The organism is Nocardioides sp., from assembly GCF_030019515.1.
Lineage (GTDB): Bacteria > Actinomycetota > Actinomycetes > Propionibacteriales > Nocardioidaceae > Nocardioides.
This window is the reverse complement of sequence record NZ_JASEEQ010000002.1, coordinates 118324-143777: the sequence shown is the minus strand read 5'-3', so window position 1 is coordinate 143777 and position 25454 is coordinate 118324. Positions and strand designations below refer to the sequence as shown.

At 73.1% G+C, this 25454-nt stretch carries 22 protein-coding genes; 9 read left to right on the top strand and 13 right to left on the bottom strand.

All coding sequences use genetic code 11. From position 1 onward, the window contains the following. Positions 1-67 precede the first annotated feature (67 nt). Together QMC84_RS03105 and QMC84_RS03100 are read left to right on the top strand one after the other, a co-directional pair. Complete coding sequence (locus tag QMC84_RS03105) at positions 68-667, top strand: allophanate hydrolase subunit 1 (protein WP_300371677.1); 600 nt, start codon at positions 68-70, stop codon at positions 665-667. Next, positions 664-1545: a biotin-dependent carboxyltransferase family protein gene (locus tag QMC84_RS03100; protein WP_300371675.1), complete on the top strand. Its 882-nt coding sequence runs from the start codon at positions 664-666 to the stop codon at positions 1543-1545. Before QMC84_RS03105 ends, QMC84_RS03100 begins: the two co-directional genes overlap by 4 nt. Here QMC84_RS03100 and QMC84_RS03095 read toward each other — a convergent pair. Continuing rightward, positions 1493-2821 carry a DNA polymerase IV gene (locus QMC84_RS03095; protein WP_300371673.1) on the bottom strand — a complete coding sequence of 443 codons (1329 nt, stop codon included), beginning with the start codon at positions 2819-2821 and terminating at the stop codon, positions 1493-1495. The genes QMC84_RS03100 and QMC84_RS03095 overlap by 53 nt on opposite strands. Before the next feature lie 237 nt (positions 2822-3058). On the opposite strand from QMC84_RS03095, the gene QMC84_RS03090 reads away from it, so the two are divergent. Next, positions 3059-3994, top strand: a complete 936-nt coding sequence (locus tag QMC84_RS03090; RefSeq protein ID WP_300371671.1) for a DUF4192 domain-containing protein — start codon at positions 3059-3061, stop codon at positions 3992-3994. Positions 3995-4313: 319 nt separating this feature from the next. Beyond that, complete coding sequence (locus QMC84_RS03085; RefSeq protein ID WP_300371669.1) at positions 4314-5558, top strand: HNH endonuclease signature motif containing protein; 1245 nt, start codon at positions 4314-4316, stop codon at positions 5556-5558. A 127-nt stretch (positions 5559-5685) separates the two neighbouring features. Here the strand turns inward: QMC84_RS03085 and QMC84_RS03080 are convergent, their stop codons facing one another. From QMC84_RS03080 to QMC84_RS03070, 3 genes are all read right to left on the bottom strand, one after another. Further along, positions 5686-6678 carry a LuxR C-terminal-related transcriptional regulator gene (locus QMC84_RS03080; RefSeq protein ID WP_300371667.1) on the bottom strand — a complete coding sequence of 331 codons (993 nt, stop codon included), beginning with the start codon at positions 6676-6678 and terminating at the stop codon, positions 5686-5688. A gap of 187 nt (positions 6679-6865) precedes the next feature. Then, on the bottom strand, positions 6866-8338 hold the full coding sequence (gene lysS / locus QMC84_RS03075) for a lysine--tRNA ligase (RefSeq protein WP_300372298.1): 1473 nt from the start codon (positions 8336-8338) through the stop codon (positions 6866-6868). A 92-nt stretch (positions 8339-8430) separates the two neighbouring features. Continuing rightward, a complete protein-coding gene (locus tag QMC84_RS03070; RefSeq protein ID WP_300371664.1) occupies positions 8431-8877 on the bottom strand; it encodes a DUF3151 domain-containing protein in 447 nt (148 codons plus the stop codon). Between the two features lie 38 nt (positions 8878-8915). Between QMC84_RS03070 and QMC84_RS03065 the strand changes: the two genes are divergently transcribed. Further along, positions 8916-10391, top strand: a complete 1476-nt coding sequence (locus QMC84_RS03065; RefSeq protein WP_300371662.1) for an MFS transporter — start codon at positions 8916-8918, stop codon at positions 10389-10391. A gap of 77 nt (positions 10392-10468) precedes the next feature. On the opposite strand, the gene fbaA is transcribed toward QMC84_RS03065, so the two are convergent. Together fbaA and QMC84_RS03055 are read right to left on the bottom strand one after the other, a co-directional pair. Then, a complete protein-coding gene (gene fbaA, locus QMC84_RS03060; RefSeq protein ID WP_300371660.1) occupies positions 10469-11500 on the bottom strand; it encodes a class II fructose-bisphosphate aldolase in 1032 nt (343 codons plus the stop codon). Positions 11501-11642: 142 nt separating this feature from the next. After that, positions 11643-12290 (bottom strand): TrmH family RNA methyltransferase, encoded by a 648-nt coding sequence (locus QMC84_RS03055; protein ID WP_300372296.1) that lies wholly within the window; start codon positions 12288-12290, stop codon positions 11643-11645. 100 nt (positions 12291-12390) lie between these two features. On the opposite strand from QMC84_RS03055, the gene QMC84_RS03050 reads away from it, so the two are divergent. Further along, positions 12391-13155 (top strand): VTT domain-containing protein, encoded by a 765-nt coding sequence (locus QMC84_RS03050; protein ID WP_300371658.1) that lies wholly within the window; start codon positions 12391-12393, stop codon positions 13153-13155. Positions 13156-13178: 23 nt separating this feature from the next. Here the strand turns inward: QMC84_RS03050 and pyrE are convergent, their stop codons facing one another. Beyond that, entirely contained in the window at positions 13179-13718 is a 540-nt protein-coding gene (gene pyrE / locus QMC84_RS03045; RefSeq protein WP_300371656.1) for an orotate phosphoribosyltransferase, read from the bottom strand. A gap of 49 nt (positions 13719-13767) precedes the next feature. On the opposite strand from pyrE, the gene QMC84_RS03040 reads away from it, so the two are divergent. Beyond that, positions 13768-14922 (top strand): pyridoxal phosphate-dependent aminotransferase, encoded by a 1155-nt coding sequence (locus QMC84_RS03040; RefSeq protein ID WP_300371654.1) that lies wholly within the window; start codon positions 13768-13770, stop codon positions 14920-14922. Positions 14923-14934: 12 nt separating this feature from the next. Here QMC84_RS03040 and QMC84_RS03035 read toward each other — a convergent pair whose 3' ends face one another. Together QMC84_RS03035 and clpB are read right to left on the bottom strand one after the other, a co-directional pair. After that, positions 14935-15978, bottom strand: coding sequence for a hypothetical protein (locus tag QMC84_RS03035; RefSeq protein ID WP_300371652.1), 1044 nt, complete (start codon positions 15976-15978; stop codon positions 14935-14937). Positions 15979-16022: 44 nt separating this feature from the next. Next, positions 16023-18617 carry an ATP-dependent chaperone ClpB gene (clpB, locus tag QMC84_RS03030; RefSeq protein ID WP_300371651.1) on the bottom strand — a complete coding sequence of 865 codons (2595 nt, stop codon included), beginning with the start codon at positions 18615-18617 and terminating at the stop codon, positions 16023-16025. A 145-nt stretch (positions 18618-18762) separates the two neighbouring features. Between clpB and QMC84_RS03025 the strand changes: the two genes are divergently transcribed. Both QMC84_RS03025 and QMC84_RS03020 read left to right on the top strand, forming a co-directional pair. Then, on the top strand, positions 18763-19587 hold the full coding sequence (locus QMC84_RS03025; RefSeq protein ID WP_300371649.1) for a pentapeptide repeat-containing protein: 825 nt from the start codon (positions 18763-18765) through the stop codon (positions 19585-19587). Between the two features lie 92 nt (positions 19588-19679). Beyond that, positions 19680-21179 (top strand): hybrid sensor histidine kinase/response regulator, encoded by a 1500-nt coding sequence (locus QMC84_RS03020; RefSeq protein ID WP_300371646.1) that lies wholly within the window; start codon positions 19680-19682, stop codon positions 21177-21179. 32 nt (positions 21180-21211) lie between these two features. Here QMC84_RS03020 and QMC84_RS03015 read toward each other — a convergent pair whose 3' ends face one another. The 4 genes from QMC84_RS03015 to dnaK all read right to left on the bottom strand — a co-directional run bounded on the left by QMC84_RS03015 (position 21212) and on the right by dnaK (position 25389). Beyond that, entirely contained in the window at positions 21212-21646 is a 435-nt protein-coding gene (locus tag QMC84_RS03015; RefSeq protein WP_300371645.1) for a helix-turn-helix transcriptional regulator, read from the bottom strand. A gap of 1 nt (position 21647) precedes the next feature. Beyond that, entirely contained in the window at positions 21648-22844 is a 1197-nt protein-coding gene (locus tag QMC84_RS03010) for a DnaJ C-terminal domain-containing protein (RefSeq protein WP_300371643.1), read from the bottom strand. Positions 22845-22906: 62 nt separating this feature from the next. Beyond that, positions 22907-23527: a nucleotide exchange factor GrpE gene (grpE, locus tag QMC84_RS03005; protein ID WP_300371641.1), complete on the bottom strand. Its 621-nt coding sequence runs from the start codon at positions 23525-23527 to the stop codon at positions 22907-22909. Beyond that, on the bottom strand, positions 23524-25389 hold the full coding sequence (dnaK, locus tag QMC84_RS03000) for a molecular chaperone DnaK (RefSeq protein ID WP_300371639.1): 1866 nt from the start codon (positions 25387-25389) through the stop codon (positions 23524-23526). The genes grpE and dnaK overlap by 4 nt, the downstream gene beginning before the upstream one ends. Positions 25390-25454 lie beyond the last annotated feature (65 nt).

Sequence of the window (25454 nt, the reverse complement as noted above, 5' to 3'; positions counted from 1 at the left end):
GCCGAGGGGCTCCTGGTGCTCATACCACCGGGAGCCCCTCACCCATTTCCCCGCCATGCTGGGTCTCATGCCTGTGCAGCTGCGTCCGTTCGGCGCCACCGCCGCGCTCGCCGAGGTCGGCGACCCCGCGACCGCGCTCGCGTTGGCCACCTGGGCGCGCGCGAGCGGCGTGGCGGCACTCGAGGTCGTGCCGGCCGCGGAGACCGTGCTCTTCGACGGCGTGACGGACCTGCCGGCCCTCGCCGCGGCCCTGCGCTCCTGGTCCCCGTCCGACGCGCGCCCCGACGGCGACCTGGTGGAGGTCCCGGTGACCTACGACGGTCCCGACCTGGCGTCGGTGGCGCAGGCATGGGGCACCGACGTCGCGGGCGTCGTGCGGCGGCACACCTCGGTCGAGTACGTCGCGTCCTTCTGCGGGTTCGCCCCCGGGTTCGCCTACCTGGCCGGACTGCCCGCGGAGCTCGCCGTACCTCGCCTGGACTCGCCGCGCCCCCGGGTCCCGGCCGGGTCGGTGGGCCTGGCGGGTCCGTGGTGCGGGGTCTACCCCTCGGCCTCACCCGGTGGCTGGCGGCTGCTGGGCCGCACCGACGCACCGCTGTGGGACCCCGATCGGGAGCGGCCCGCGCTGCTCGCTCCCGGCACCCGCGTCCGGTTCGTGCGGGCATGAGCCTCCACGTGCTCGCGGCCGGGCCGCTGACGCTGGTCCAGGACCGGGGCCGGCCCGGACTGGCGCACCTCGGCGTCCCGCGGGCCGGTGCGCTCGACGCGCCCGCGGCCGCGCTGGCCAACCGGCTGGTCGGCAACGACGCCGACGCCGCGGTGCTCGAGGTCGTGCTCGGCGGGCTCGAGCTGTACGCCGAGGCTGCCTGCTGGGTCGCCGCCACCGGGGCGCCCGCGCCGCTGGAGATCGACGGCTCGGCCCGCGGCCACGGCCGGGCCGAGCGGCTGGCCGCCGGCGCGACCCTGCGGCTGGGCCGACCGCCGACCGGGGTGCGGACCTACCTGGCGGTCGCCGGCGGGATCGCGGTCGACCCGGTGCTCGGGTCGCGCTCGACCGACACCCTCGCGTGGGTCGGGCCGCCGCCGGTGCGGCCGGGTGTGCGGCTGCCGCTCGGTCGCCCGCACGCGGTGCCCCGTCCGCTGGACACCCCGCCCGCGTACCGGCCCGGACCGCTGCGGGTCACCCCGGGCCCGCGCGCGGACTGGTTCGCGAGCGACGCGCTCGACCTGCTGTGCGGCTCGACGTACGTCGTCGAGGCGGACTCCAACCGGGTGGGGCTGCGCCTGGACGGGCCCGCGGTGACGCGGATCCGCTCCGGCGAGCTGCCCAGCGAGGGCATGGTGCTCGGTGCGGTGCAGGTGCCGCCGAGCGGCCGCCCGGTGGTGTTCCTGGCGGACCACCCGCCGACCGGCGGCTACCCGGTGCTCGCCGTCGTGCATCCCGAGGACCTGTGGCGGTGTGCGCAGCTGCGGCCGGGGGAGCGGGTCCGGTTCAGCCCGGCTCCGCCTCCGGATCCTGCGGCTGCGGCGGCTGCCAGGCGGTGAGCCGGGGGTCGTCGTCGGCGTAGCTGCGCACCGGGCCCGGCGGGGTCTCGGCGGTCTCGAACCGCACCGTGACGACGCCGCGGCCCGATCCCCACACCCAGCCGCGGCCCATCTCGGCGTGCGCGACGTCCATGCCGGGCGCCCAGCTCTGGCGGGAGTGGTGCGGCACCTCGATCTCGGGCAGCTCGACCTCCTCCTCGCCGGTCTCGCCGAACAGGTCCTCCTGGATCCAGTCGGCCAGGCCCGAGACGCCCACCCCGAGCAGCCGGACGCCGCCGGACGTGTCCAGGTCGGCGAGCAGCCTGCGGGCGAGCCGGGCGATGGTGCCCGCTCCGTCGGTGGGGGAGGCGAGGGTGGTCGAGCGGCTCAGGGTGGTGAAGTCGTGAAGGCGCACCTTGATGGTCACGGTGCGGCCGGACAGGCCGTGCTTGCGCAACCGGTCGGCCACCTCGCCCGCCTGGCGCGTCAGCAGCCCCTCCATCAGGCGCCGGTCGGTCAGGTCGGTGTCGTAGGTGCCCTCGACGCTCACCGACTTGGCCTCCCGCTCGGCCACCACCGGCCGGTCGTCCTGGGCGCGTGCCAGGTGGAAGAGCCAGTGCCCGTTGGCCTTGCCGAGCAGCCGGACCAGCTCGTCCTCGCTCACCGTCTCGAGGTCGGCGACGGTGTGGATGCCGACCCGGCGCAGCCGCTCCGCGGTAGCCGGTCCCACGCCCGGAATGACGGTGACCCGCATCGGGCGCAGCAGCTCCTGCTCGGTGCCGGGCGCCACGACGACCAGGCCGTCGGGCTTGTCGAGGTCACTGGCGACCTTCGCGACGAACTTCGAGGTGCCGACGCCGACCGACGCGGTCAGCCCGCCGGTCACCTCCTGGACCCGGGCGCGCAGCTCCTCCGCGAACGCGGCGACGGTCGGCACGGTCAGGTCCGGGAGGCCGGCCTGCTCGAGGTCGACGAACGCCTCGTCCAGCGACAGCGGCTCGACCAGCGGCGAGACCGCGCGCAGCACCCGCATCACCTGGGCGCTGGTGTCCCGGTAGGCGTGGAACCGGCCGCTCAGGAAGGCGGCGTGCGGGCACCGCGACCGGGCCTCCCGGGTCGACATCGCGGAGTGCACGCCGTACCGGCGCGCCTCGTACGACGCGGTCGCGACGACGCCCCGGCCGCCGATGCCGCCCACGACGACGGGCTTGCCGCGCAGCGAGGGCTTGTCGCGCTGCTCGACCGCCGCGAAGAACGCGTCGAGGTCGAGGTGGAGCACCGACGCATCCGCACGCACGGGCGCAACGTACCTCCTCGCACCGACCGGCCCGCTCACCCTCCACAGATGCCGGCCCGACCACCTTCTCCACAGCCCCGGCCCGGACCGGCGTCGACGGTCGGTGTGCGCGGGGAGGTTCGACCCATGACTGCTTCTCTTCCCGGTTCCACTCCCGGTTCCACTCCCGGTTCCACTCCCGGTTCCACTCCGGGTTCCACTTCCGGTTCCACTCCGGTCCCGCCGCCGGTCACCACCATGACCGCCCGCACGCCCGAGGACATGCTCGCCCTGGTCCCCGTGGTCCTCGGCTTCCTGCCGACCGACTCGGTCGCCATGCTCACGTTCGGCTCCCGGCGACCCTTCCACGCCCGCGTGGACCTGCCGACCGCCGGTACCGATATCCCCAAGGCCGTCGAGACCCTGCTCGCGCCCGCTCGCGCGCACGGTGTCGCCCAGGCCCTGTTCGTCCTCTACTCCGACGACGACCGGCTCGCGGCCGCCACCAGCCGCGCGCTGTGCCGCGCCTTCGTGGACGCCGGCGTGCAGGTGATCGAGGCGCTGCGCACCGACGGCCACCGGTGGTACGCCGCCCATGGCCGGCGCCCCGGTGTCCCCGCCTGGGGCGTCCCGTACGACCTCTCCGCCCACCCCTTCCTGGCCCAGGCGGTGCTCGATGGCCGGGTCCTGCACGGGTCCCGCGAGGAGCTGCGGCGCACCCTCGACGGCGACGTGGAGCGCACGGGCCGGGTGGTCGCCGCGCTCGCCGCGCTCGGCGGCCGCACCGGCGACCCGCCGCCGCGGGCGGCGGAGGCCCTCTGGGCCCGCGACCTCGTGGTCCGCCACACCCGGGCCGGATCGGCGCCGGAGGACGAGGAGGTCGCCCGGCTGCTGCGCGGGCTCCTCGAAATCGAGGTGCGCGACGCCGCGTGGGGCCCGCTGGACCGCGCGAGCTCCCACGCGCACGTCGCGTTCTGGACCGACGTCGTGCGCCGGACGCCGGTGCCGCTGCTCGCGGCGCCGGCCGCGCTCCTGGCGTTCGCGGCCTGGCAGGCCGGTCACGGCGCGCTGGCCTGGTGCGCGTTGGACCGCAGCGCCGAGGCTGACGAGGACTACTCGCTGGCCGCGCTGGTGGCCCAGGCCCTCGAGCGCGCCGTGCCGCCGGATGCGTGGGACGAGCGGGCCTGTGGCTGAGCCGGCATCGGCGGTCTCGGTGCGAGGGGCGCCGGCGACGAGCCGGCATCGGTGGGTGAGGTGGGAGGGGCGCCGGCGACGAGCCTCGAAACCACCGGACCGCTGAGGGCTGTGCTTCGGCTACCGGCTGGCCAGTGGTTGCGGTTCTCGGCAGCTAACGGGACAGGTGGGCGGGTGGTTGCCGCCTGCCTCCCGGCGTGCTGACCGACGCCTCGACGCTGACTCGAAGTTCCTTTCGAGATCCTCTCGTCACGCCTGTTGACTTTCCGAGCACACGTTTGATACTATGCTGGGACGCAACAGCTCTCGGGAGCCGCCCATGACCGCCATGGCCCAGCCACGACACCACGTCTCGCGCGCCGTCGCGGCCCTGGAGACCACGTTGGACGACGTGGCCGACACCTCGCTCTGGTCGATGGACCCCGCCGAGACCGCGCAGACCTTGACCCACCTGACCCAGGTCGCCGCCCGGGTCGCCGAGCTCGAGGCCCGGGTCGCCACCCACGCCGCCACCGTGGAGGTCGCCGCACGCGACGGCGCGACCTCGTTGACGTGCTGGTGGGCCCACCAGACCCGACAGACCCACACCCAGGCATCACACAAGACCAGGCTCGCCACCCGGCTGACCCAGCACCAGCCGACCCGCGACGCCCTGGCCGCCGGGACCCTCCTGGTCGACCAAGCCCAGGTGATCATGACCGCCGTCGAGGCGCTGCCCGACCAGGTGGACCCCGCCCTGGTCGACCAGGCCGAACGACACCTGGTGCGCGAGGCTGCCCACTTCGACGCCGACGCGCTACGCAACCTCGGCAAAGGACTCCTCCACGTCATCGACCCCGAAGCCGGCGACGCCCACGCGGCCAAGCTCCTCGAGGCCGAGGAACGCCTCGCCGCCCAAACCACGCGACTCACCCTGACCGACCTCGGCGACGGCACCACCCGGCTACGCGGAACCTTGCCCACCGCCCAGGCCCAGGCGCTCAAGAAACAGCTCCTCGCCTACGCCGCCCCCAAACACCGCGCCGCGGTCGACGGTTCCGTGGGTGAGCGGGTGCCGGGGCCCGAACGGATGGGCCGGGCACTGTGCGAATGGATCGAGCGCTACCCGACCGACCGACTCCCACACGCCGGCGGCGTGTCGGCGACCGTGGTGGTCACCATCCCCCTCGAGACCCTCCTCGGCGGCCTCAAGCCGGGGGTCCTGGACACCGGCACCGGCATCTCACCGAGCCAGGCCCGACGCCTCGCCTGTGAGGCCGGGATCATCCCCCTCGTCCTCGACGGCAACAGCCAACCCCTCGACATCGGCCGCCGCCGCCGGTTCCACACCACAGCCCAACGCCTCGCCATCGCCCAACGCGACAAGACCTGCACCACCCAAGGCTGCGACTGGCCCCCCGGCCTCTGCCACACCCACCACAACCACCCCTGGGCCACCGGCGGCACCACCACCGTCAACGACGGCCGACTCCTCTGCCCCAAACACCACGCCCGAGCCCACGACCCCCACTACCCGATGACCCAACTCCCCGGCGGGAAAGTCGCCTTCACCCGGAGGACATAAGCCGACGCGCCATCGGCCCGTCTCTCGGCCCGTCACCACAGCCCCACGACCACCACCCACCCGCCGGCCGGACACCGCACCCCCGCGCAGAGCCTGGTGCGCGCCCGCCGGCGCGCCCGCGGCCGGATCAGAGCCAGCCGCGGCGGACGGCCTCGACGCCGGCCTGGAAGCGGGAGTCGGCACCGAGCTCGCTCATCAGCCCGGCGACGCGGCGGCGCACGGTGCGCAGGCTCAGGCCCAGCTTGCGGGCGATCAGCTCGTCCTGGGCGCCGGTGGCGAGCTGCTGGAGGAGGAACCGCCGCAGGTCCGAGCGCGGCTCGCCCTGCTCGAGCTCGGGGACGGTGGACGCCCGCTCCCAGAGCATCTCGAAGAGCAGCGCGAGCGCCTCGACCAGGCCCTGCTGGCGCACGAGGGTGCGCGGCTCGTCGACGAACCCGAGCGGCTCGGGGAGCACGGCATGGGTGGTGCCGATCACGAACATCCGGGTCGGGACGTCCGGGAGCACCCGGATCTCCTCGCCGGCCTCGGCGCGGGCGCGCACGACCTCGGGCGCCTCGCGGAGCACCCGGACCGGGTAGATCGCCCGGGACCGGCGGCCGGAGGCGACCAGGTCGCGCACCACCTGGACCATCGGCCCCTCCCGGTGCACCCGCCACTGGTCCGGGCGCAGCCAGGCGAGATCCCCCTTGCTGTGCTGGATCAGGGCGGCGATCAGGGGGCCCGGCTGGCCGCCGGAGCTGATCTCGCCGTCGATGGGCCGGACGTCGTGCACCTCGCCCTCGGCCGGGCGGGCGGCGCCGGCGACGAGGAGGGGTACGGCGCGCGCCAGCTGCGCCACGTCGGCGTGCGCCTGGGACGCGGTCTCACTCAGCTCGACGATCAGCCGGGCCAGCGCCCGCGCCGGCGCCTCGACGTGCACCCGGTCGTCCTCGAGGTGCACGATGCCGCGCTCGACCAGGGGCTCGAGGTCGACCAGCAGCTGGTCGGGCGTGCGCAGCACCGCGGCGGCCACGAAGGGCAGCCGCTGGCCGGAGTGGCGCACGACGCGCTCGTAGGTGCGCTCGACGGCCGGGCTGAACCCGAGGGCCGTCAGGACGGTGGTCGGTTCGGATCGGACCATCGTGGCATCTTAGTGCCAGAGGCAACTTCTCTCCGGCTGGCACGGAGAGGTCAGTGCCATGATCCCGGCACGCGCCACGGCCGCGCACCGATCTCGGGGCATGGTCGAGCCGGGACGACCCGCATCGGGGGATCGGTCGTCCCGGTGGCGCAACCATCACAGCGACGGGACGCTCAGCCGCGCGCGCTCAGCGGTCGGCCTCCGGCTTGAGGAGCGGGAACAGGATCGTCTCCCGGATGCCGACCCCGGTGAGCAGCATGATCAGCCGGTCGACCCCGATGCCGGTGCCGCCCATCGGCGGGGCGCCGTACTCCAGCGCCCGCAGGAAGTCCTCGTCGAGCTGCATCGCCTCGGCGTCGCCGCCGGCGGCGAGGAGGGACTGCTCGGTCAGGCGCTCGCGCTGGATGACCGGGTCCACCAGCTCCGAGTAGCTCGGGGCGAGCTCCATGCCACCGATGATCAGGTCCCAGGCCTCGACCAGGCCGGGGGTCGTGCGGTGCGGTCGGGCGAGCGGGCGCACCGACTCGGGGTAGTCACAGACGAAGGTCGGCTGGATCAGGGTGTGCTCGACGAGCTGTTCGTACAGCTCCAGGATGATCTCGCCGGCCCCCCAGGCGGGCTTGAGCGCGATCTCGCGGGCCTCGGCGAGCCGGCGCAGGGCCCCCGCGTTGTCGTCGCTCTCCTCGGTGGAGATCTGCTCGCCGACCGCGTCGGAGACCGCGTCGGCGATCGGCAGCCACCGCCACTCCCCGGACAGGTCGATCTCGCGGCCGTGGTGGTCCACCACGGTGGTGCCGACGCCGGCCGCCTCGGCGGCGTTGAGCACGATCGACCGGGTGCGCTCGGCGGCGGTGAACTGGTCGCCGTACGCCTCGTAGAACTCCAGCATCGTGAACTCGGGGCTGTGGGTCGAGTCGACGCCCTCGTTGCGGAAGATCCGGCCGAGCTCGTAGACCCGGTCGACCCCGCCCACGACGGCACGCTTGAGGAACAGCTCGAGGGCGATGCGCAGCGTCATCGGCTGGTCGAACGCGTTCAGGTGGGTGCCGAACGGGCGCGCGGCGGCGCCGCCGTGCACCATCTGCAGGATCGGCGTCTCGACCTCCACGAAGCCCGCCTCGTCGAGGGAGGACCTGATGGAGCGGAGCACCGCCGCCCGGGTGCGGACCATGTCGCGCGCCTCCTGGCGCACGATCAGGTCGGCGTAGCGCTGACGGACCCGGGACTCCTCGGACAGCTCCTTGTGCAGCACCGGCAGCGGCCGCAGCGCCTTGGAGGCCATCGCCCAGCGAGACGCCATCACCGAGAGCTCGCCGCGCTTGGAGGAGATCGCCCGGCCCTCGACGAACACGTGGTCACCGAGGTCGACGGTGTGCTTCCAGTCGTCGAGCGCCTCCTCGCCGACCTCGGCGAGGCTCAGCATCACCTGGAGCCGGGTGCCGACCCCCTCCTGCAGGGTCGCGAAGCAGAGCTTCCCGGTGTTGCGGACGAACACCACGCGGCCGGTCACGCCGACGACGTCCTGGGTCTCCTCCCCGGCCTCGAGGTGACCCCAGGTCTCGCGCACCTCGGCCAGCGTGTGCGTGCGGGGCACTCCGACGGGATAGGCCTCGCGGCCCTCCTCGAGCAGCCGAGCCCGCTTGGCCCGGCGCACCCGCATCTGGTCGGGCAGGTCGTCGTCGGGTGGGGGCGTGGGGTGCTCGGTCACCGGGCAAGGCTACCGACGCCCGCCCGACGCTCAGGACGCCAGGCTCAATCGTCCAGGTCGCCGAGCAGCTCGTCGTACGCCGCCGGGCTCGAGTCGCGCAGGAACTGGGAGCACCGCTCCCACTCGGCGGTCTCGCCGATCTGGCGGGCGGCCAGTGCGAGCAGTCCCAGCGACTGCAGGAACCCACGGTTCGGCTCGTGCTCCCACGGCACCGGCCCGTGGCCCTTCCAACCGTTGCCGCGCAGCCGGTCCAGGCTGCGGTGGTAGCCGACCCGCGCGTACGCGTAGACCGTGACCAGGTCGTCGAGGTCCTCGGCCTGGTCGGCCAGCAGCATGCCGAGCGTCGCCCAGGCGAGCGGCGACTCCGGGTGCCGGCGGACCACCTCCATCACGTCCGCACCTTCGACGAGCTCGGCCGCCGCCGGGTCCTCGGGAAGATGGATCGGCGGCGGGCCCGCCATCAGGTCTGCACCAGGCGTCAACGAGTTCATGGGTGCGATTGTCCACGGTGGGGTGTTGAGTGTGCTGCGTGACCCGACCCGCCGCCTCGCCGGACGTGACCGCGACCTCGGAGGAGAAGGAGCCGTGGCCGGCACTGTTCGCCCTGTGCATCGGCTTCTTCATGATCCTCGTCGACACCACCATCGTCTCGGTGGCGACGCCGGCGATCATCGAGGACCTCCGCGCCGACGTGAACGACGTCGTCTGGGTGACCAGCGCCTACCTGCTCGCGTACGCCGTGCCGGTGCTGATCACCGGCCGGCTCGGCGACCGGTTCGGGCCCAGGCGGCTCTACCTCACCGGGCTGACCGTGTTCACCCTCGCGTCGTTGTGGTGCGGGCTCACCGGGTCCATCGAGATGCTGATCGCGGCCCGGGTGCTCCAGGGCGTCGGCGCGTCGATGATGACCCCGCAGACGATGGCGATCATCACCCGGATCTTCCCCGCCCACCGGCGCGGGTCGGCGATGGCGCTCTGGGGCGCCACCGCGGGCGTCGCCACCCTGGTCGGCCCGATCCTCGGCGGCGTGCTGGTCGACGGCCTGGGCTGGGAGTGGATCTTCTTCATCAACGTCCCGGTCGGGCTGGTCGGGTTCGTGCTCGCCGTGCGACTGGTGCCGCGGCTGGAGACGCACGACCACCGCTTCGACTGGCTGGGCGTCGGGCTCAGCGGCGGGGGCATGTTCCTGCTGGTCTTCGGCATCCAGGAGGGCCACCAGTACGACTGGAACGGCGTGATCTGGACCCTGATCGCGTCCGGCCTGGTCGTGCTCGGCGGGTTCGTGGTCTGGCAGGCCCGCAACCGCCGGGAGCCCCTGGTGCCGCTGAGGCTGTTCGCCGACCGCAACTTCACGCTGGCCAACGTCGCCATCTCGGTGATGGGCTTCGCGATCACCGCGATGGCGATCCCGATCATGATCTGGGCGCAGGTCGTGCGCGGCCTCAGCCCGACCCGGTCGGCCCTGCTGCTGGTCCCGATGGCGGTGATGACGATCCTGCTGGCCCGCAACGTGGGCCGCCTGACCGACCGCGTCCACCCGCGCCAGATCACCAGCTTCGGGTTCGCGTGCATCGTCGCGTCCCTGGTGTGGCTCTCGGTGCTGATGACGCCCGACACCTCGATCTGGTGGCTGGTCCCGGCGATGGTGCTGCTCGGCATCGGCAACGCCTGCGTCTGGGCGCCGAACAGTGCCACCGCCACCCGCAACCTGCCGATCCGGCTGGCCGGCGCCGGCTCCGGGGTCTACAACGCCACCCGCCAGGTCGGCGCGGTGCTCGGCTCGGCGGCGATCGCGGTGCTGATGGACGCGCGCCTTGCTGCGGAAGGGCTCCCGCCGTTCACCGGCGAGGGTGGCGACGGCGGCCCGGTGCGGCTGCCTCCGGCCGTGGCCGATCACTTCAGCCAGGCGATGGCGACCTCGATGCTGCTCCCGGCCGCGGTGCTGGTCCTCGGCTTCGTGGCGGTGCTGTTCTTCGAGCGGCCCCAGCACGCCGGCTTCGAGTGACCGCGGACGTCAGACGGGCGGAGCCAGTGGCTCCGCCCGTCTGATCGGCCCGTCTGATCCGCCTGTTCGGGTCCGGGTCAGCCGATCGAGTGGCCGGCGGCGCGCAGGTTCTGGCACGCCTCGACGACCCGGGCGGCCATGCCGGCCTCGGCGGCCTTGCCCCAGGCGCGCGGGTCGTAGAGCTTCTTGTTGCCGACCTCGCCGTCGATCTTCAGCACGCCGTCGTAGTGGTTGAACATGTGCGCGGCGACCGGCCGGGTGAACGCGTACTGGGTGTCGGTGTCGACGTTCATCTTCACGACGCCGTAGTCGACGGCCGCGCCGATCTCCTCGGCGGTCGAGCCCGAGCCACCGTGGAAGACCAGGTCGAACGGCTTCGAGCCGGCGGCCAGGCCGAGCTTCTCGGCGACCGCCTCCTGCGCGGCCTTGAGGATCTCCGGGCGGAGCTTGACGTTGCCCGGCTTGTAGACGCCGTGCACGTTGCCGAAGGTCAGCGCGGTCATGTAGCGGCCGTTCTCACCGGCGCCGAGCGCGGCGACGGTCGCCAGCGCGTCCTCGGGGGTGGTGTACAGCTTGTCGTTGATCTCGCCGACGACACCGTCCTCCTCGCCACCCACGACGCCGATCTCGACCTCGAGGACGATGTGCGCGGCCGCGCAGCGCTTGAGGAGGTCCTGGGCGATCTCGAGGTTCTCCTCGAGCGGTACGGCGGAGCCGTCCCACATGTGCGACTGGAACAGCGGCGCCTCGCCGCGGGCGACCCGCTCGGCGGAGATGTCGAGCAGCGGCCGCACGAAGCCGTCCAGCTTGCCCTTGGGGCAGTGGTCGGTGTGCAGGGCGACGTTGACCGGGTAGTTCTTGGCGACCTCGGCGGCGTACGCGGCGAACGCGACCGAGCCGGTGACCATGTTCTTGATCGACGGCCCGGAGAAGTACTCCGCACCGCCGGTCGAGACCTGGATGATCCCGTCCGACCCCGCGTCGGCGAAGCCCTGGAGCGCCGCGTTCAGGGTCTGCGACGACGAGACGTTGATGGCCGGGAACGCGAACGCGCTCTTCTTGGCCGCATCCAACATCTCGGCGTACTTCTCGGGGGTGGCGATGGGCATGCGGACTCCTCGTGCGAACGACTGAACGGATCGACTTCGACCCTAGTGCCTGCACGAAGGCGCCCGTAGGGACCTCCGGCCCGGGATCCCGGGCCGGCCGGACCGGGTCCCGCCGACCCGCTGCTGCGGCGTCGACCCCGCGCTAGCCGCGCCAGGCGCCGCCGCCGGACAGGTCGGCGTACGCCCGCACCCACGCGTGCATCGCGATCGCGGCGGCCGCGGAGGCGTTGATGGACCGGGTCGAGCCGAACTGCGCGATCGAGAACGTGCCGTCGCACGCCTCCCGGGCGGCCTCGGAGAGGCCCGGCCCCTCCTGCCCGAACAGGAAGCACACCCGGCGCGGCACCTCGGTGGTCTCCAGGTGCGCCGAGCCCGGGAGGTTGTCGATGCCGTGCAGCGCGACCGGGCCGCCGGGGTGCTCGCGGAGGTGGTCCGCGAGCGCGTCGACCGTCGGGTGGTGGCGGACGTGCTGGTACCGGTCGGTCACCATGGCGCCGCGGCGGTTCCACCTCCGGTTCCCCACGATGTGCACCTCCGCCGCCAGGAAGGCGTTCGCGGTGCGCACGATCGTGCCGATGTTGAAGTCGTGCTGCCAGTTCTCGATGGCCACGTGGAAGTCGTGCCGCCGGGTGTCCAGGTCGGCGACGATCGCCTCGACCGACCAGTAGCGGTAGCGGTCGACCACGTTGCGCCGGTCGCCGGCGGCGAGCAGCCCGGCCTCGTACTCCTCGCCCGTCGGCCACTCCCCCGGCCACGGTCCGACACCGACCTCGGGCGGTCCGTGGGGCATCGGGTCGTACGGTGCGCGCTCCTCCACGCCGGTAACGGTACGGCGAACACTTCGCGTTCAGCGCGAGGCATCAGGACCTGGCAGGTACCGTTGCCGCGTGATGAGCGTCCTCCCTGGGCAGACGATGCTGCTCGGCATGGACTGGATGGACCCGAACTGGCTCCTGGACCAGTTCGGCGCGGAGTTCTACTGGATCAGCCTGCTGATCGTCTTCATCGAGTGCGGGCTGTTCTTCCCCTTCCTGCCCGGTGACACCCTGCTGTTCGCGCTGGGGCTGTTCCTCAACGCCGAGCGGATCGACATGTTCCCCGGCGGGCCGCTGGTCGAGCTGGTCATCGCCTCGCTGCTGCTGAGCGCGGCGGCGTTCCTGGGCAATGTCGCCGGCTACGAGATCGGCCGCGCCATCGGCCCCCCGCTCTACCACCGCGACGGCCGGCTGCTGAAGAAGAAGTACTTCGACCAGACCCACGACTTCTTCGATCGGCACGGCAACAAGGCCCTGGTCATCGGCCGGTTCGTGCCGTTCGTGCGCACGTTCATCACCGTGGTCGCGGGCGTGACCCGGATGGAGCGGCGCCGGTTCTTCCTGTGGAGCGCGGTCGGCGCGGTGCTGTGGGTGCTGAGCATCCTGCTGCTCGGCTTCACCCTCGGCGGGGTGTTCCCGAGCCTGGGCGAGAACATCGACAAGGCGCTGCTGGTCATCCTCGCCTTCACCGTGGTGCCGATCGCCTACGAGTGGTGGCGGCACCGGCGTGCGGCGAGCCGCCGTGGCGCCGACCAGACCGGCAGCGACCAGGCGGGCACCGACCGGGGCGGCCTGCCCGACCTCGACGTCACCGGCGCGGACGCGACCCGCCGCGACTGATCTCTCACGGGTCGGCGCACAGGTCAGGCGCCGGCCTCACGGGCCGCATCGAGCTCGGCCTTGGTGAGGACCGCGCGCACCTCGAGCCCGACGTCGGCGAGCGGGTTCTCGCCGGCCGGGCTGCGGTCGATGGCGCAGACCACGACGTCGACCTCGGCGCCGGCCGCGCGCAGCGCCCGGGTCGCCTCCCGGACGGCACCGCCGGTGGTGATCACGTCCTCGATCAGGGTGACCCGCCGCCCGGCGACGTCCGGGCCCTCGGCGAGCTTGCAGGTGCCGTACTCCTTGGCACTCTTGCGGACGAAGAGCGCGGGCCGACCGGTGAGGCTGCTGACCATCGTGGCGATCGGGACCCCACCCAGCTCCAGGCCGCCGAGCAGGTCGGTGCCGTCCGGCAGCAGCCCGACCATCTCGCGGGCCACCCGGAGCAGCAGCCGCGGGTCGGCCTCGAACAGGTACTTGTCGAAGTACTCGGTCGCCTGCTGACCCGACCGCAGGGTGAACTGCCCGGTCAGGCGGCAGACGGCGTCGATGTCGGCGGCGAGCGTCTCGTCCTGGGTCACGGGCGCACCCTAGCGACCGCCGTGTCGAGACCGCACTAGGGTCGGTCGCATGCTCGCCCACCGCCTCGAGGGCATCCCGCCCACGATCTTCTCGGAGATGTCGGCGCTCGCCGTGCGCACCCGGTCGGTCAACCTCGGCCAGGGCTTCCCCGACGTGGACGGCCCGCCGGCGGTGATCGCCCGCGCGGTGGCCGCGCTCGAGGGCGGCCTCAACCAGTACGCACCGGGCTCCGGGGTCCCCGCCCTGCGCCAGGCGATCGCCCGCCACCAGCTGCGCCACTACGGCCTCGAGCTCGAACCGGACAGCCAGGTCGTGGTCACCACCGGGTGCACGGAGGGCATCGCCGCCGCGCTGCTCGGGCTGGTGAACGCCGGCGACGAGGTGGTCGTGCTCGAGCCGTACTACGACTCCTACACGGCGATGATCCAGATGGCGGGCGGCGTACGCCGTCCCGTCACCCTGCGGGCGCCGAGCTTCCGGCTCGACGCCGACGAGCTGCGGGCGGCGATCACGCCGCGGACCCGGTTCGTGCTGCTGAACTCCCCGCACAACCCCACCGGCACCGTGCTCACCCGGGCCGAGCTGCAGGCGGTCGCGGACGTCGCGATCGAGCACGACCTCGTGGTGATCACCGACGAGGTCTACGAGCACCTCGTCTTCGACGACCACGAGCACGTCCCGATCGCGACCCTGCCGGGCATGTTCGACCGGACGCTCACCCTCTCCAGCGCCGGCAAGTCCTACTCGTTCACCGGCTGGAAGGTCGGCTGGGCCACCGGGCCCGCCGAGCTGGTCGGGGCGGTGCTGGCGGCCAAGCAGTGGCTGACCTTCACCTCGGGCTCGCCCCTGCAGCCGGCGATCGCGTTCGCGCTCGACGAGGAGCCGGACTTCCCCGCCCGGCTGGCCGCCGGGCTGCGTGCCAAGCGCGACCTGCTCTGCGCCGGGCTGGCGCGGGTCGGGCTCGACGTCCAGGTTCCCGAGGGCACCTACTTCGCCAGCACCGACGTCTCCGCGCTGGGCTGGGCGGACGCCCGCTCCTTCTGCCTCGCCCTGCCCGAACGCGCCGGCGTCGTCGCCATCCCGACCCAGGCCTTCTACGACTCCGACGCCGGCCGGCACCTGGTCCGCTGGGCGTTCTGCAAGGAGGCCGGGGTCATCGAAGAGGGCCTGCGCCGGTTGGCCGGGGCCGACCTCACCGCCTAGCCCTGGTCGGGACTACGTCAAGGGCGGCCGGGACTGGAACCAGGGGGCGGCGTCGGGGCGGACCAGCAGCAGGACGGTGCCGACCGCGGCGACCAGGGGGACGACCAGCAGGAAGCCGCCGGCGACCAGGCCGACCAGGCACAGTGCGGCACTGACCCCCGCGGAGACGAGGAGCACGACCCGGGCCCAGCCGACACGGCGGTAGACCAGCGCCGCGAGCACGCCCGCGGCCACGCACCACAGGACGATCACGGCGCTCATCGCGAGCGAGACGCCGATCAGCATGCCGTCGGAGACGCCCTGCTCGGTCAGGTCGGGGCGCTGGCGGTGCACCTCGTCGAGGAGCGGGTCGGGGTCCACGGCGAGCACCACCGCGGTGAGCAGCAGGCCGAGCGCCACGAGACCGCTGGACAGCCAGGTCAGCGCGCACGCGGCGACCACGGGCCGCGGCCGGTCCGCGGCCGAGCGGGTCGGCGGCCCGGCCACCGGCTGCTGGGTCCACGGCTGCTGGGTCCACGGCTGGTGGGCCGGAGGGTGCTGGGCGGGCGACTCGCTCGAGGACGGTGCGGCCGGCGGGGCGACCGGCGGGGCGACCGGCCGGGCGGCCGGCGGTGCCGGCACCGCGGGTGCGTTGCCCTCGAACCACGATCGCGACGGCTGCAGCCACAGCATCACCGCGGACGCGGCGACCACCGACGACACGAACCCGCCGGTCACCATCCCGCTCAGGAACAGCGGCACCGCGAGCACCGTGAGCGCCAGCCGGGCGCTGCGGCTGCGCCGCAGCACCTGGTAGCCGAGGATCGCGGCCGCGGTCGCGCAGCCCGCCGCGACCATCGAGACGACGCGGAGCGCCGTGATCGCGCCGTCGACCCCGATCCCGAGGTCGGCGCCGGGCGGCTCGGCGAGGAAGCGCTCCACCGACTCGCGGGTCTCCAGCGTGTGCAGCGCACCGATCCGGTCGAAGACCATCCCGACGACGATCGCCGAGCCGGCCATGATCAGCCAGGCCGCCAGGGTCACCTGGCGCGGACGGGTCGGGGTCGATGGGCTCACGCCCTCATTTGATCACGTGACCCCAGGACGTCCGGCGGGCAGCATCACCCGGCGGTGAGCACCAGGCCGTCGCCCTCCGGTGCCCGGTCGACCGTCACGCCCGCCCCGTCGACCACCTCGCCGCCGATCAGCAGCTTCGCGAGCGGGTCGCCGATCGAGCTCTGGATCAGCCGGCGCAGCGGACGGGCGCCGTACGCCGGGTCGTACCCGACGTCCGCGAGCCACTTCCGGGCGGCGTCGGTGACCTCGATGCTGATCCGGCGCACCGCGAGCCGCTTCTCCAGCAGTGCGAGCTGCAGGTCGACGATGTGGGTCAGGTCGTCCATGGTGAGCGCGTCGAAGACCACGATCTCGTCGAGCCGGTTGAGGAACTCCGGCTTGAACGAGGAGCGGACCACCGCCATCACGGACTCGTGCTTCTTCTCCGGGTCCAGCGTCGGGTCCACCAGGAAGCCCGACCCCAGGTTGCTGGTGAGGATCAGCAGCGTGTTGCGGAAGTCGACGGTGCGGCCCTGGCCGTCGGTCAGCCGGCCGTCGTCGAGCACCTGGAGCAGGATGTCGAAGACCTCGGGGTGGGCCTTCTCCACCTCGTCGAGCAGGACGACGGAGTACGGCCGGCGGCGGACCGCCTCGGTGAGCTGGCCGCCCTCGTCGTAGCCGACGTAGCCGGGAGGCGCGCCGACCAGGCGGGCGACCGCGTGCTTCTCGGAGTACTCGCTCATGTCGATGCGCACGATCGCGCGCTCGTCGTCGAAGAGGAAGTCTGCGAGCGACTTGGCCAGCTCGGTCTTGCCGGTGCCGGTGGGGCCTAGGAACAGGAAGGACCCGGTGGGTCGCTGCGGGTCGCTGATGCCGGCGCGGGAGCGGCGGACGGCGTCGCTGACCGCGGTCACGGCGGCCCGCTGCCCGATCAGGCGCCGGCCGATGACCTCCTCCATCCGGAGCAGCTTGGCGGTCTCGCCCTCGAGCATCCGGCCGGTCGGGATGCCGGTCCAGGCCTCGACCACCTCGGCGATCTGCTCGGCGCCGACCTCCTCGCCGACCAAGGGCTCGATGTCGGAGCGCTCGGCGGCGCCGGCGGCCTCGATCTGCCGCTCCAGGGCCGGGATCCGGCCGTAGAGGAGCTCGCTGGCCTTGCCGAGATCGCCCTCGCGCTGGAGCCGGTCGGCCTCCATGCGCAGCTGGTCCAGCTGGCGGCGCAGCTCGCCCTCGCCCTCGAGCGTGGACTTCTCCCGCTCCCAGCGGGCCTCGAGGGAGCGCAGTCCCTCCTCGTGGTCGGCGAGGTCCTTGCGGAGGTTGGCCAGCCGCTCCTTGGAGGCGTCGTCGCTCTCCTTCGCCAGCGCGAACTCCTCCATCTTCAGCCGCTCGACCGCGCGGCGCAGCTGGTCGATCTCCTCGGGCGAGGACTCGATCTCCATGCGCAGCCGCGAGGCGGCCTCGTCGATGAGGTCGATGGCCTTGTCGGGCAGCTGCCGCCCGGAGATGTAGCGGTCGGACAGGGTGGCGGCGGCGACCAGCGCGGCGTCGGTGATCCGCACGCCGTGGTGGGCCTCGTACTTCTCCTGGATGCCGCGCAGGATCTGGATGGTGTCCTCGACGCTGGGCTCGCCGACGAAGACCTGCTGGAAGCGGCGCTCCAGGGCCGGGTCCTTCTCGATCCGCTCGCGGTACTCGTCGAGCGTGGTCGCGCCGATCATGTGCAGCTCGCCGCGGGCGAGCATCGGCTTGAGCATGTTGCCGGCGTCCATCGCGGAGTCGCCGCCGGCGCCCGCGCCGACGACCGTGTGCAGCTCGTCGATGAAGGTGATGATCTGGCCGCCGGCGTCCTTGATCTCCTCGAGCACGGCCTTGAGCCGCTCCTCGAACTCGCCGCGGTACTTCGCCCCCGCGACCATGCCGGCCAGGTCCAGGCTCAGCACCCGGCGGCCCTTGAGCGAGTCGGGCACGTCCCCGGCCACCACCCGCTGGGCGAGGCCCTCGACGACGGCGGTCTTGCCGACGCCCGGCTCGCCGATCAGCACCGGGTTGTTCTTGGTCCGCCGCGACAGCACCTGCACGACCCGACGGATCTCGGCGTCGCGGCCGATGACCGGGTCGAGCCGGCCGTCGGTGGCCGCCTGCGTCAGGTCGACGGAGTACTTCTCCAGCGCCTCGTACGTCGACTCGGCGTCCTGGCTGGTGACCCGCCGGTTGCCGCGGACGGCCGTCAGCGACTCCCGCAGCCCGTCGGCGCTCAGGCCGGCGTCGGTCAGCGCGGTGCGGGCGCTGCTCTCGACGGTCGCGAGCGAGATCAGCAGGTGCTCGCTCGCGACGTAGTCGTCCTTCATGCCCGACGCCAGGTCGAGAGCCCCGGCGAGGACGCGGGTCAGCGCCGCGGAGGCGCTCGGCTGCTGCACGGTGGCGCCGGAGGCCTTCGGCAGCCGGTCCCGCTCGGCCGCGGCGGCCCGGACCAGGGTGGGCACGTCGACGCCGGCCTTCGCGACCAGGTTGGCCGCGGTGCCGTCCGTCTGGAGCAGCAGCGCCACCAGGAGGTGGATCGGCTCGGTGTGGATGTTGCCGGCGGTGGTGGCCGACAGCTGGGCGGCCTCGATCGCCTCGCGGCTGCGGGTGGTGAACTTCTCGGCCCCGAACTGGCTCATGTGCGTCATTCTCCTCGTGTCTGCCTGCTTCTGCTCAGCGCGCGCCGGACAGCCCTGCACCGGCTCTGCTCGATCCAACGCTGCGAAAGTTGAGTCTGTTCCACTCAACTCTGGGGAGATCTCGCAGGTCGGAGAGGATGGCCCCGTGCCTGACCCCGGACCCGCTCCCGTGCCCACCCCGCCCCTGGAGCTGACCGCCGACTGCAGTCGCTGCCACGCCTTGTGCTGCGTGCTGCTGCCGTTCCGTCGCGAGGGAGGGTTCGGAGCCGACAAGCCCGGCGGGGTGGCCTGCCACCACCTGCAGGCCGACGACCGGTGCGCGATCCATGCCGACCTGCGCGAGCGGGGCTGGCCGGGGTGCACCGTCTTCGACTGCTTCGGCGCCGGCCAGCAGGTCACCGAGGTGACCTACGGCGGCGCCTCCTGGCGCGACCTCGACAGCGCGGGCGACCTGGGCGAGATGGCCGCGGTGCTCTCGGCGCTGCGCCGGGTCCACGAGATGCTCGTGCACCTCCAGGAGGTCGCGCGCCGCGCACCCGACCCGGCCGCCGACGACCTGGTCGGCCGGCTGCTCGCGCTGCGCGACAGCACGCCGGTGGAGATCCTCACCGCCGACCTCGACGAGCTGCAGGACGTCTGCGGTGAGCTGCTCGCCGCTGCCAGCCGGCGACTGCGCGACCCCGCCGGTGCGGACCTGACCCGCGCCGACCTCGCCGGCCAGGACCTCCGGCAGCGGGACCTGCGCTCGGCGTCGCTGCGCGGCGCGCTGCTCCTGGGCGCCGACCTCCGCGCGGTGCGGCTGGCGAGCGCCGACCTCCTCGGCGCGGACCTGCGCGGCGCGGACCTGCGCGGCGCGGACCTCGCCGACGTGCTGTTCCTCACCGCGCCCCAGCTGGCCGGGGCGCGCACCGACGACACGACCCGGGTGCCGGGCCACCTGCCCCGATCGGCGACCGGCGCCGGGGGGTGATCTGGACCACCTTCCGCCGATGTCGGCGAACCCGCCGATGCCGGCCCGGGGCGGATCTACGGTGATCCGACCCCGTCCCGGAGGGAGGCACGATGACCGCCGTGACCAACCCGACGGTCTCGCGCCGCGTCGTCATCGTCGATGACACCCCGGACCTGCGTGCCCTGCTGCGGATCGCGCTCGAGCGGGCCGGGTACGTCGTGGTCGGCGAGGCGGGGGACGGCCGGGCGGGGATCGACGTGGTCCGCGAGCAGCGTCCCGACCTGGTGATGCTCGACCTGTCGATGCCGGTGCTGGACGGGCTCGAGGCACTGCCCCCGATCCGTCGGCTGGTCCCGGACGGGACGATCGTGGTGCTCTCTGGATTCGGGCCCACGATCATGTCCGAGCGGGCCCTGGCGCGCGGCGCCGACGGCTACGTGCAGAAGGGTGCCTCGCTGCGCTCGATCGTCGAGAGCGTCAACGGCCTCGTCGACGGGACCGTCGACGGCACCCGGCGCGGCGTCGGCGCCGCAGCGGGCACCCCGCTGGTGCGCCCGCTCGCCGGCGGCCCGGAGGACGGCCCGGCGGACCGGACGGACGAGGGGACGGGCGAGGGGACGGGCGAGGCGGCCACCGTCGACACGCGGGCGGCCGCACCGCCGGTGGGCCCGCACGTGTCCTCCTGGGAGGCGCTGGGCATGGCACCCGTCGGGGTGCTCGAGCTGGCCGACGAGCCGCTGTTCCGCGTCGTCTACGCGAACTCGGTCGCGCAGCGGCTGCTCGGCACCGAGGTCTCCCCCGGCTCGCCGCTCGGCCTGGTGTCGGCCGAGCTCGCCGGACTGGTCTCCCACCACCGGCTGGAGGCGGACGCCTCCTTCGAGGTCGCCCTGGAGACCGGTCGGGCCCGGGCCACGGTGCGGCGTACCGGCTGGTCGCTGTGCGTCTACCTCGACTCCGCGGTCGACGACGTCGCGCTGCTGCGACGCGCGATCGCCACGTCGGCCCACGAGATCCGCGGCCCGGTCGCGGTGATCTGCGGCACCGCGGAGACCCTCCAGCTGGCGCCGGACCTCTCCCAGCGCGAGCTGCAGCGGATGGCGCAGTCGATGGCCCGCCAGGCGCGGATCCTGGACGGGATCACCGCCGACCTGCTGACCGCGGCCCAGATCCAGCGGGGCACGCTCCGACTGGACATGCAGCCGGTCGCCCTGCGGTCGCTGATCGAGGGGGTGGTCGCCGACCGGTACGCCGTCGACCTGGTCGTCGAGGACGACCGCCCGGTCCGCGCCGACCCGCTGCGCGTCGAGCAGGTCCTCACCAACCTGCTCAGCAACGCCCACAAGTACGGCCGGCCGCCGGTGACCGTGCGCGTGTACGCCGCCGGCGACCGGATCTGCGTCGACGTCGGCGACCAGGGCGACGGCGTGCCGCCGGAGTTCCGCCCGCAGCTGTTCCGGGAGTTCAGCCGCGCCCGGTCCGCGGTCGCGACCGGCACCGGGCTCGGGCTCTACGTCGTCCGCACCCTCGCCGAGGCCCAGGGCGGCACCGTGTCCTACACGCCCGGGCGTCCATGCGGCTCGGTGTTCACGCTCAGCCTGCTGCCCGCCTGAGCGCCGGCCGGCCGGGGCCCACGGGCGAGCCGTCAGCGGCCGCGGCGCCAGACCACGACCGACTGGCCGGGGTCGGGTCCGCGCAGCACCGGCAGCGTGTTCGGCCGGCCGCCGGCGCGCGCCGACACCGCCTGGCGCAACGCGTCGCGCAGTGCCGCGACCTCGTGCTGGAGCTCCTCGTTGCGCTGCGCGAGCGCGGCGGCACGGTGCTCGAGGTCGAGGATCCGGCGTACCCCCTCGATGCCGATCCCTGCGGAGGTGAGCCCGGAGATCTCCCGAAGCCGCTCGATGTCGCGGTGGGAGTAGCGCCGACCGCCGCCGACCGTGCGGCCCGGCGAGACGAGGCCGAGGCGCTCGTAGGTGCGCAGCGTCTGCGGGTGCAGCCCGCTCAGCTCGGCGGCGACGCTGATGACGAACACCGCGGCGTCGGGGCCGGGCGGCTCGAACGGCGGTCGGCGGGTGGGCATCTCACGCCTCCTCGAAGAGCTTGGAGCGCAGCGGCTTGCCGGCGGTCGCGTCGCGGTAGGCCTGGACGGCCGCCCGGGCGGCGGTGTCGAGCACCGCGGGCACCTGGACCTCGACCGTGGCGAGCAGGTCGCCGCGGCTGCCGTCGGGCTTCGGCGCGCCCCGGCCGCGCACCCGGAACGTCCGCCCGTTGGGGGTGCCCGCGGCGACCTTGAGGGTCACCGCTGCGCCGCCGAGGGTCGGGATCTTCAGGTCCGCGCCGAGCGCGAGCTCGTCGAAGGAGACGGGTACGTCGAGGGTGAGGTTGTCCCCCTTGCGGCCGAACAGCCGGTGCGGCGAGACCTTGACGGTGACGAACAGGTCGCCGGCCGGGCCGCCGTTCTCGCCGGCCCCGCCCTTGCCGCGCAGCCGGATCCGCTGGCCGTCGCGCACCCCGGCCGGGATGCGGGCCTGGATGGACCGCGCCGAGGTGCCCCGCCCGGAGCCGTGGCAGGTCGGGCAGGCCTCGTCGTACACGAGCTGCCGGCCGCCGCAGCGGGGGCAGGTCTCGTTGATCGAGAACGCCCCGCCCGCGGAGGAGACCACGAAGCCCGCGCCGTCGCACTCCGGGCAGACGTGCGGCTTGGTGCCGGGCTTGCCACCGGTGCCGTGGCAGTCCGGGCAGGGCGCGTCGGAGGTGAGTCGCAACGAGATCGTGACGCCGTCGATGGCGTCGGTGAAGCTGATCGTCGCGGTCGTCTCGACGTCCGGGCCCTTGTGCGCCCGCGGCCGCTGCTGCTGCCGGCCCCGGCCGAAGCCGCCCCCGAAGAGGTCGCCGAACATGTCGCCGAAGCCGCCACCACCGCCACCGGAGGCCCGGTCGCGCAGCAGGTCGTCGAGGTTGAACCCCCCACCGCCCTGGCCGCCGCCGCCGAAGCCATAGCGGTTGGCGCCCGAGCCGTAGAGCTCGCGCATCTCGTCGTACTTCTTGCGCTTCTCGGGGTCCCCGACGACGTCGTAGGCCTCGGCGACCGCCTTGAACTTGTCGTGCTTGGCCCGGCTGTCGGCGGAGTCGCCCGGGTTGGAGTCGGGATGGTTGGCGCGCGCCAGCTTGCGGTAGGCCCTCTTGATCTCGTCGGTCGACGCGGACTTCGTCACGCCCAGCTCGGCGTAGAAGTCCTTCTGGGCCCAGTCGGCCCGGAAGCCGTCAGTGGTGCTCACCCACGCACCCCCCTCTCCGTCCTCGTCGTGATCGTTCGCGTCAGCCCGTCACCGGGTTCGATTCACTGGGTTCGATTCACTGGGTTCGATTCCTGGGCCGTCGGCCCGCTGGGCGGGTCGACGACCAGCACCTGTGCGGCCCGCACCACCCGCTCGCCCATCCGGTAGCCGGCCTTGGCGATCACCTTGCAGGTGGTCACCGCGACCTCGGGGTCCTCGCCGATGTGGGAGAGAGCCTCGTGGATGGTCGGGTCGAACGGGTCGCCCGGCGCGCCGAACCGGGTCAGCCCGAGGCCGACGACCGCGCGCTCGAGCTGCTCGGCGACGGCCTTGAAGCCGCCCTCGAGCTCGTTGTGCTCGCGGGCCCGGTCGACGGCGTCCAGGACGTCGATGATCGGCGTGAGCGCGACGTACGTCGCGTTCTGGCGGATCAGCTCCCGGTCGCGGTCGACGCGCCGCTTGTAGTTGACGAACTCGGCCTGGAGCCGCTGGAGGTCGCCGGTGAGCTCCGCGACCGCCCGCTGGGCGATCGTGAGGTCGTCCTCCAGCTGCTGCGCGGCCGCCGGCTCGGCGGACTCGGGGGCCTCCTCGGGGGCCTCCGGGGGGCTCTCGGCGTCCGGAGACGGCGGCACCGCAGCCTCCTCGGCCGAGAGCTCCTCCTGGGTCTGGGGCTCCTGGGTCACTTGGTCTCGCCCTCGGCCCCGTCGTCCGCGACGCCCTCGTCGACGATCTCGGCGTCGACGACGTCGTCGTCGGACTCACCGGTCGCGCCCGCCGAGCCCCCGGCGGCGGCCGAGTCGGCCTCGGCGGCGGCGTACATCGCGGCGCCCATCTTCTGGCTCGACTCCCCGAGCCTGGTGACGCCGGCCCGGATGTCGTCGGCGTCGGCGTCCTCCTTCTCGAGGGTCGCCTTGAGCGCGTCGACGTCGGTACGGACCTCGGTCTTCACGTCGTCGGGCAGCTTGTCGCTGTTCTCCTCGAGGAACTTCTCGGTCGTGTAGACGAGCTGCTCGGCCTGGTTGCGGGTCTCCACGGCCTCGCGACGCTTGGCGTCCTCCTCCGCGTACTGCTCGGCCTCACGCACCATCCGGTCGATCTCGTCCTTGCCGAGCGCCGAGCCACCGGAGATCGTCATCGACTGCTCGCGACCGGACGCCTGGTCCTTCGCGGAGACGTGCACGATGCCGTTCGCGTCGATGTCGAAGGTGACCTCGATCTTCGGGATCCCCCGCGGCGCCGGCGGCAGGCCGGTGAGCTCGAAGTTGCCGAGCGGCTGGTTCTGCGCCCACATCTGGCGCTCACCCTGGGCGACCTTGATCTCGACCGAGGGCTGGTTGTCGTCGGCGGTGGTGAAGATCTCCGAGCGCTTGGTCGGGATCGTGGTGTTGCGCTCGATCAGCGTGGTCATCACGCCGCCCTTGGTCTCGATGCCCAGCGACAGCGGGGTGACGTCGAGGAGCAGCACGTCCTTGACCTCGCCCTTGAGGACACCGGCCTGGAGCGCGGCACCGACCGCGACGACCTCGTCGGGGTTGACGCCCTTGTTGGGCTCCTTGCCGCCGAGCAGCTCCTTGACCACGTCGGTCACGGCGGGCATCCGGGTCGAGCCGCCGACGAGCACCACGTGGTCGATGTCCTTGACGGCGACGCCGCCGTCCTTGAGCACGCTCTGGAACGGCTTCTTGGTGCGGTCCAGCAGGTCCGCGGTGAGCTTCTGGAACTCGCTGCGGGTCAGCTTCTCCTCGAAGTGCAGGGGGCCGGACTCGCCGTGGGTGATGTAGGGCAGGTGGATCGTGGTCTCCGAGGAGGAGGACAGCTCGATCTTCGCCTTCTCGGCGGCCTCCTGGAGGCGCTGCTTGGCGATCTTGTCGGCCGCGAGGTCGACGCCGTTGTTGTCCTTGAACTTCTTGACCATCCAGTCGACGACCCGGGCGTCCCAGTCGTCGCCACCGAGGTGGTTGTCACCGGAGGTCGCCTTGACCTCGACCACGCCCTCGCCGATCTCGAGGAGGGACACGTCGAAGGTGCCGCCACCGAGGTCGAAGACGAGGATGGTCTGGTCGTCGCCCTTGTCGAGGCCGTAGGCCAGCGCCGCCGCGGTCGGCTCGTTGACGATCCGCGAGACGTTGAGGCCCGCGATCTCGCCGGCCTCCTTGGTGGCCTGGCGCTGGGCGTCGGAGAAGTACGCCGGGACCGTGATGACCGCGTCGGTCACGGGCTCGCCGAGGTAGGCCTCGGCGTCGCGCTTGAGCTTCTGCAGCACGAACGCGCTGATCTGCTGCGGGGTGAAGTCCTTGTCGTCGATCTTGGTCTTCCAGTCGGTGCCCATGTGCCGCTTGACCGACCGGATGGTCCGGTCGATGTTGGTCACGGCCTGCCGCTTGGCGACCTCGCCGACGAGCACCTCGCCGGACTTGGCGAAGGCGACCACGGACGGGGTCGTCCGGGCACCCTCTGCGTTGGCGATGACGGTGGGTTCGCCACCCTCGAGGACGGCCACGACGCTGTTCGTCGTGCCCAGGTCGATGCCGACCGCACGTGCCATCTCTGCATACCTCCGTGTGTTGAAGACTCAGGGTTCAGACTCAGGGCGCCAATCCTGCGCCGCCA

Bases quoted from the DNA above. Each gene is read 5' to 3' on its own strand.
- QMC84_RS03105 (WP_300371677.1), top strand. From the start codon at position 68: ATGCCTGTGCAGCTGCGTCCGTTCGGCGCCACCGCCGCGCTCGCCGAG.
- QMC84_RS03100 (WP_300371675.1), top strand. From the start codon at position 664: ATGAGCCTCCACGTGCTCGCGGCCGGGCCGCTGACGCTGGTCCAGGAC.
- QMC84_RS03090 (WP_300371671.1), top strand. From the start codon at position 3,059: ATGACCGCCCGCACGCCCGAGGACATGCTCGCCCTGGTCCCCGTGGTC.
- QMC84_RS03085 (WP_300371669.1), top strand. From the start codon at position 4,314: ATGACCGCCATGGCCCAGCCACGACACCACGTCTCGCGCGCCGTCGCG.
- QMC84_RS03080 (WP_300371667.1), bottom strand. From the start codon at position 6,678: ATGGTCCGATCCGAACCGACCACCGTCCTGACGGCCCTCGGGTTCAGC.
- lysS (WP_300372298.1), bottom strand. From the start codon at position 8,338: ATGCGGGTGCGCCGGGCCAAGCGGGCTCGGCTGCTCGAGGAGGGCCGC.
- QMC84_RS03070 (WP_300371664.1), bottom strand. From the start codon at position 8,877: ATGAACTCGTTGACGCCTGGTGCAGACCTGATGGCGGGCCCGCCGCCG.
- fbaA (WP_300371660.1), bottom strand. From the start codon at position 11,500: ATGCCCATCGCCACCCCCGAGAAGTACGCCGAGATGTTGGATGCGGCC.
- QMC84_RS03055 (WP_300372296.1), bottom strand. From the start codon at position 12,290: ATGCCCCACGGACCGCCCGAGGTCGGTGTCGGACCGTGGCCGGGGGAG.
- QMC84_RS03050 (WP_300371658.1), top strand. From the start codon at position 12,391: ATGAGCGTCCTCCCTGGGCAGACGATGCTGCTCGGCATGGACTGGATG.
- QMC84_RS03040 (WP_300371654.1), top strand. From the start codon at position 13,768: ATGCTCGCCCACCGCCTCGAGGGCATCCCGCCCACGATCTTCTCGGAG.
- clpB (WP_300371651.1), bottom strand. From the start codon at position 18,617: ATGAGCCAGTTCGGGGCCGAGAAGTTCACCACCCGCAGCCGCGAGGCG.
- QMC84_RS03020 (WP_300371646.1), top strand. From the start codon at position 19,680: ATGACCGCCGTGACCAACCCGACGGTCTCGCGCCGCGTCGTCATCGTC.
- QMC84_RS03015 (WP_300371645.1), bottom strand. From the start codon at position 21,646: ATGCCCACCCGCCGACCGCCGTTCGAGCCGCCCGGCCCCGACGCCGCG.
- dnaK (WP_300371639.1), bottom strand. From the start codon at position 25,389: ATGGCACGTGCGGTCGGCATCGACCTGGGCACGACGAACAGCGTCGTG.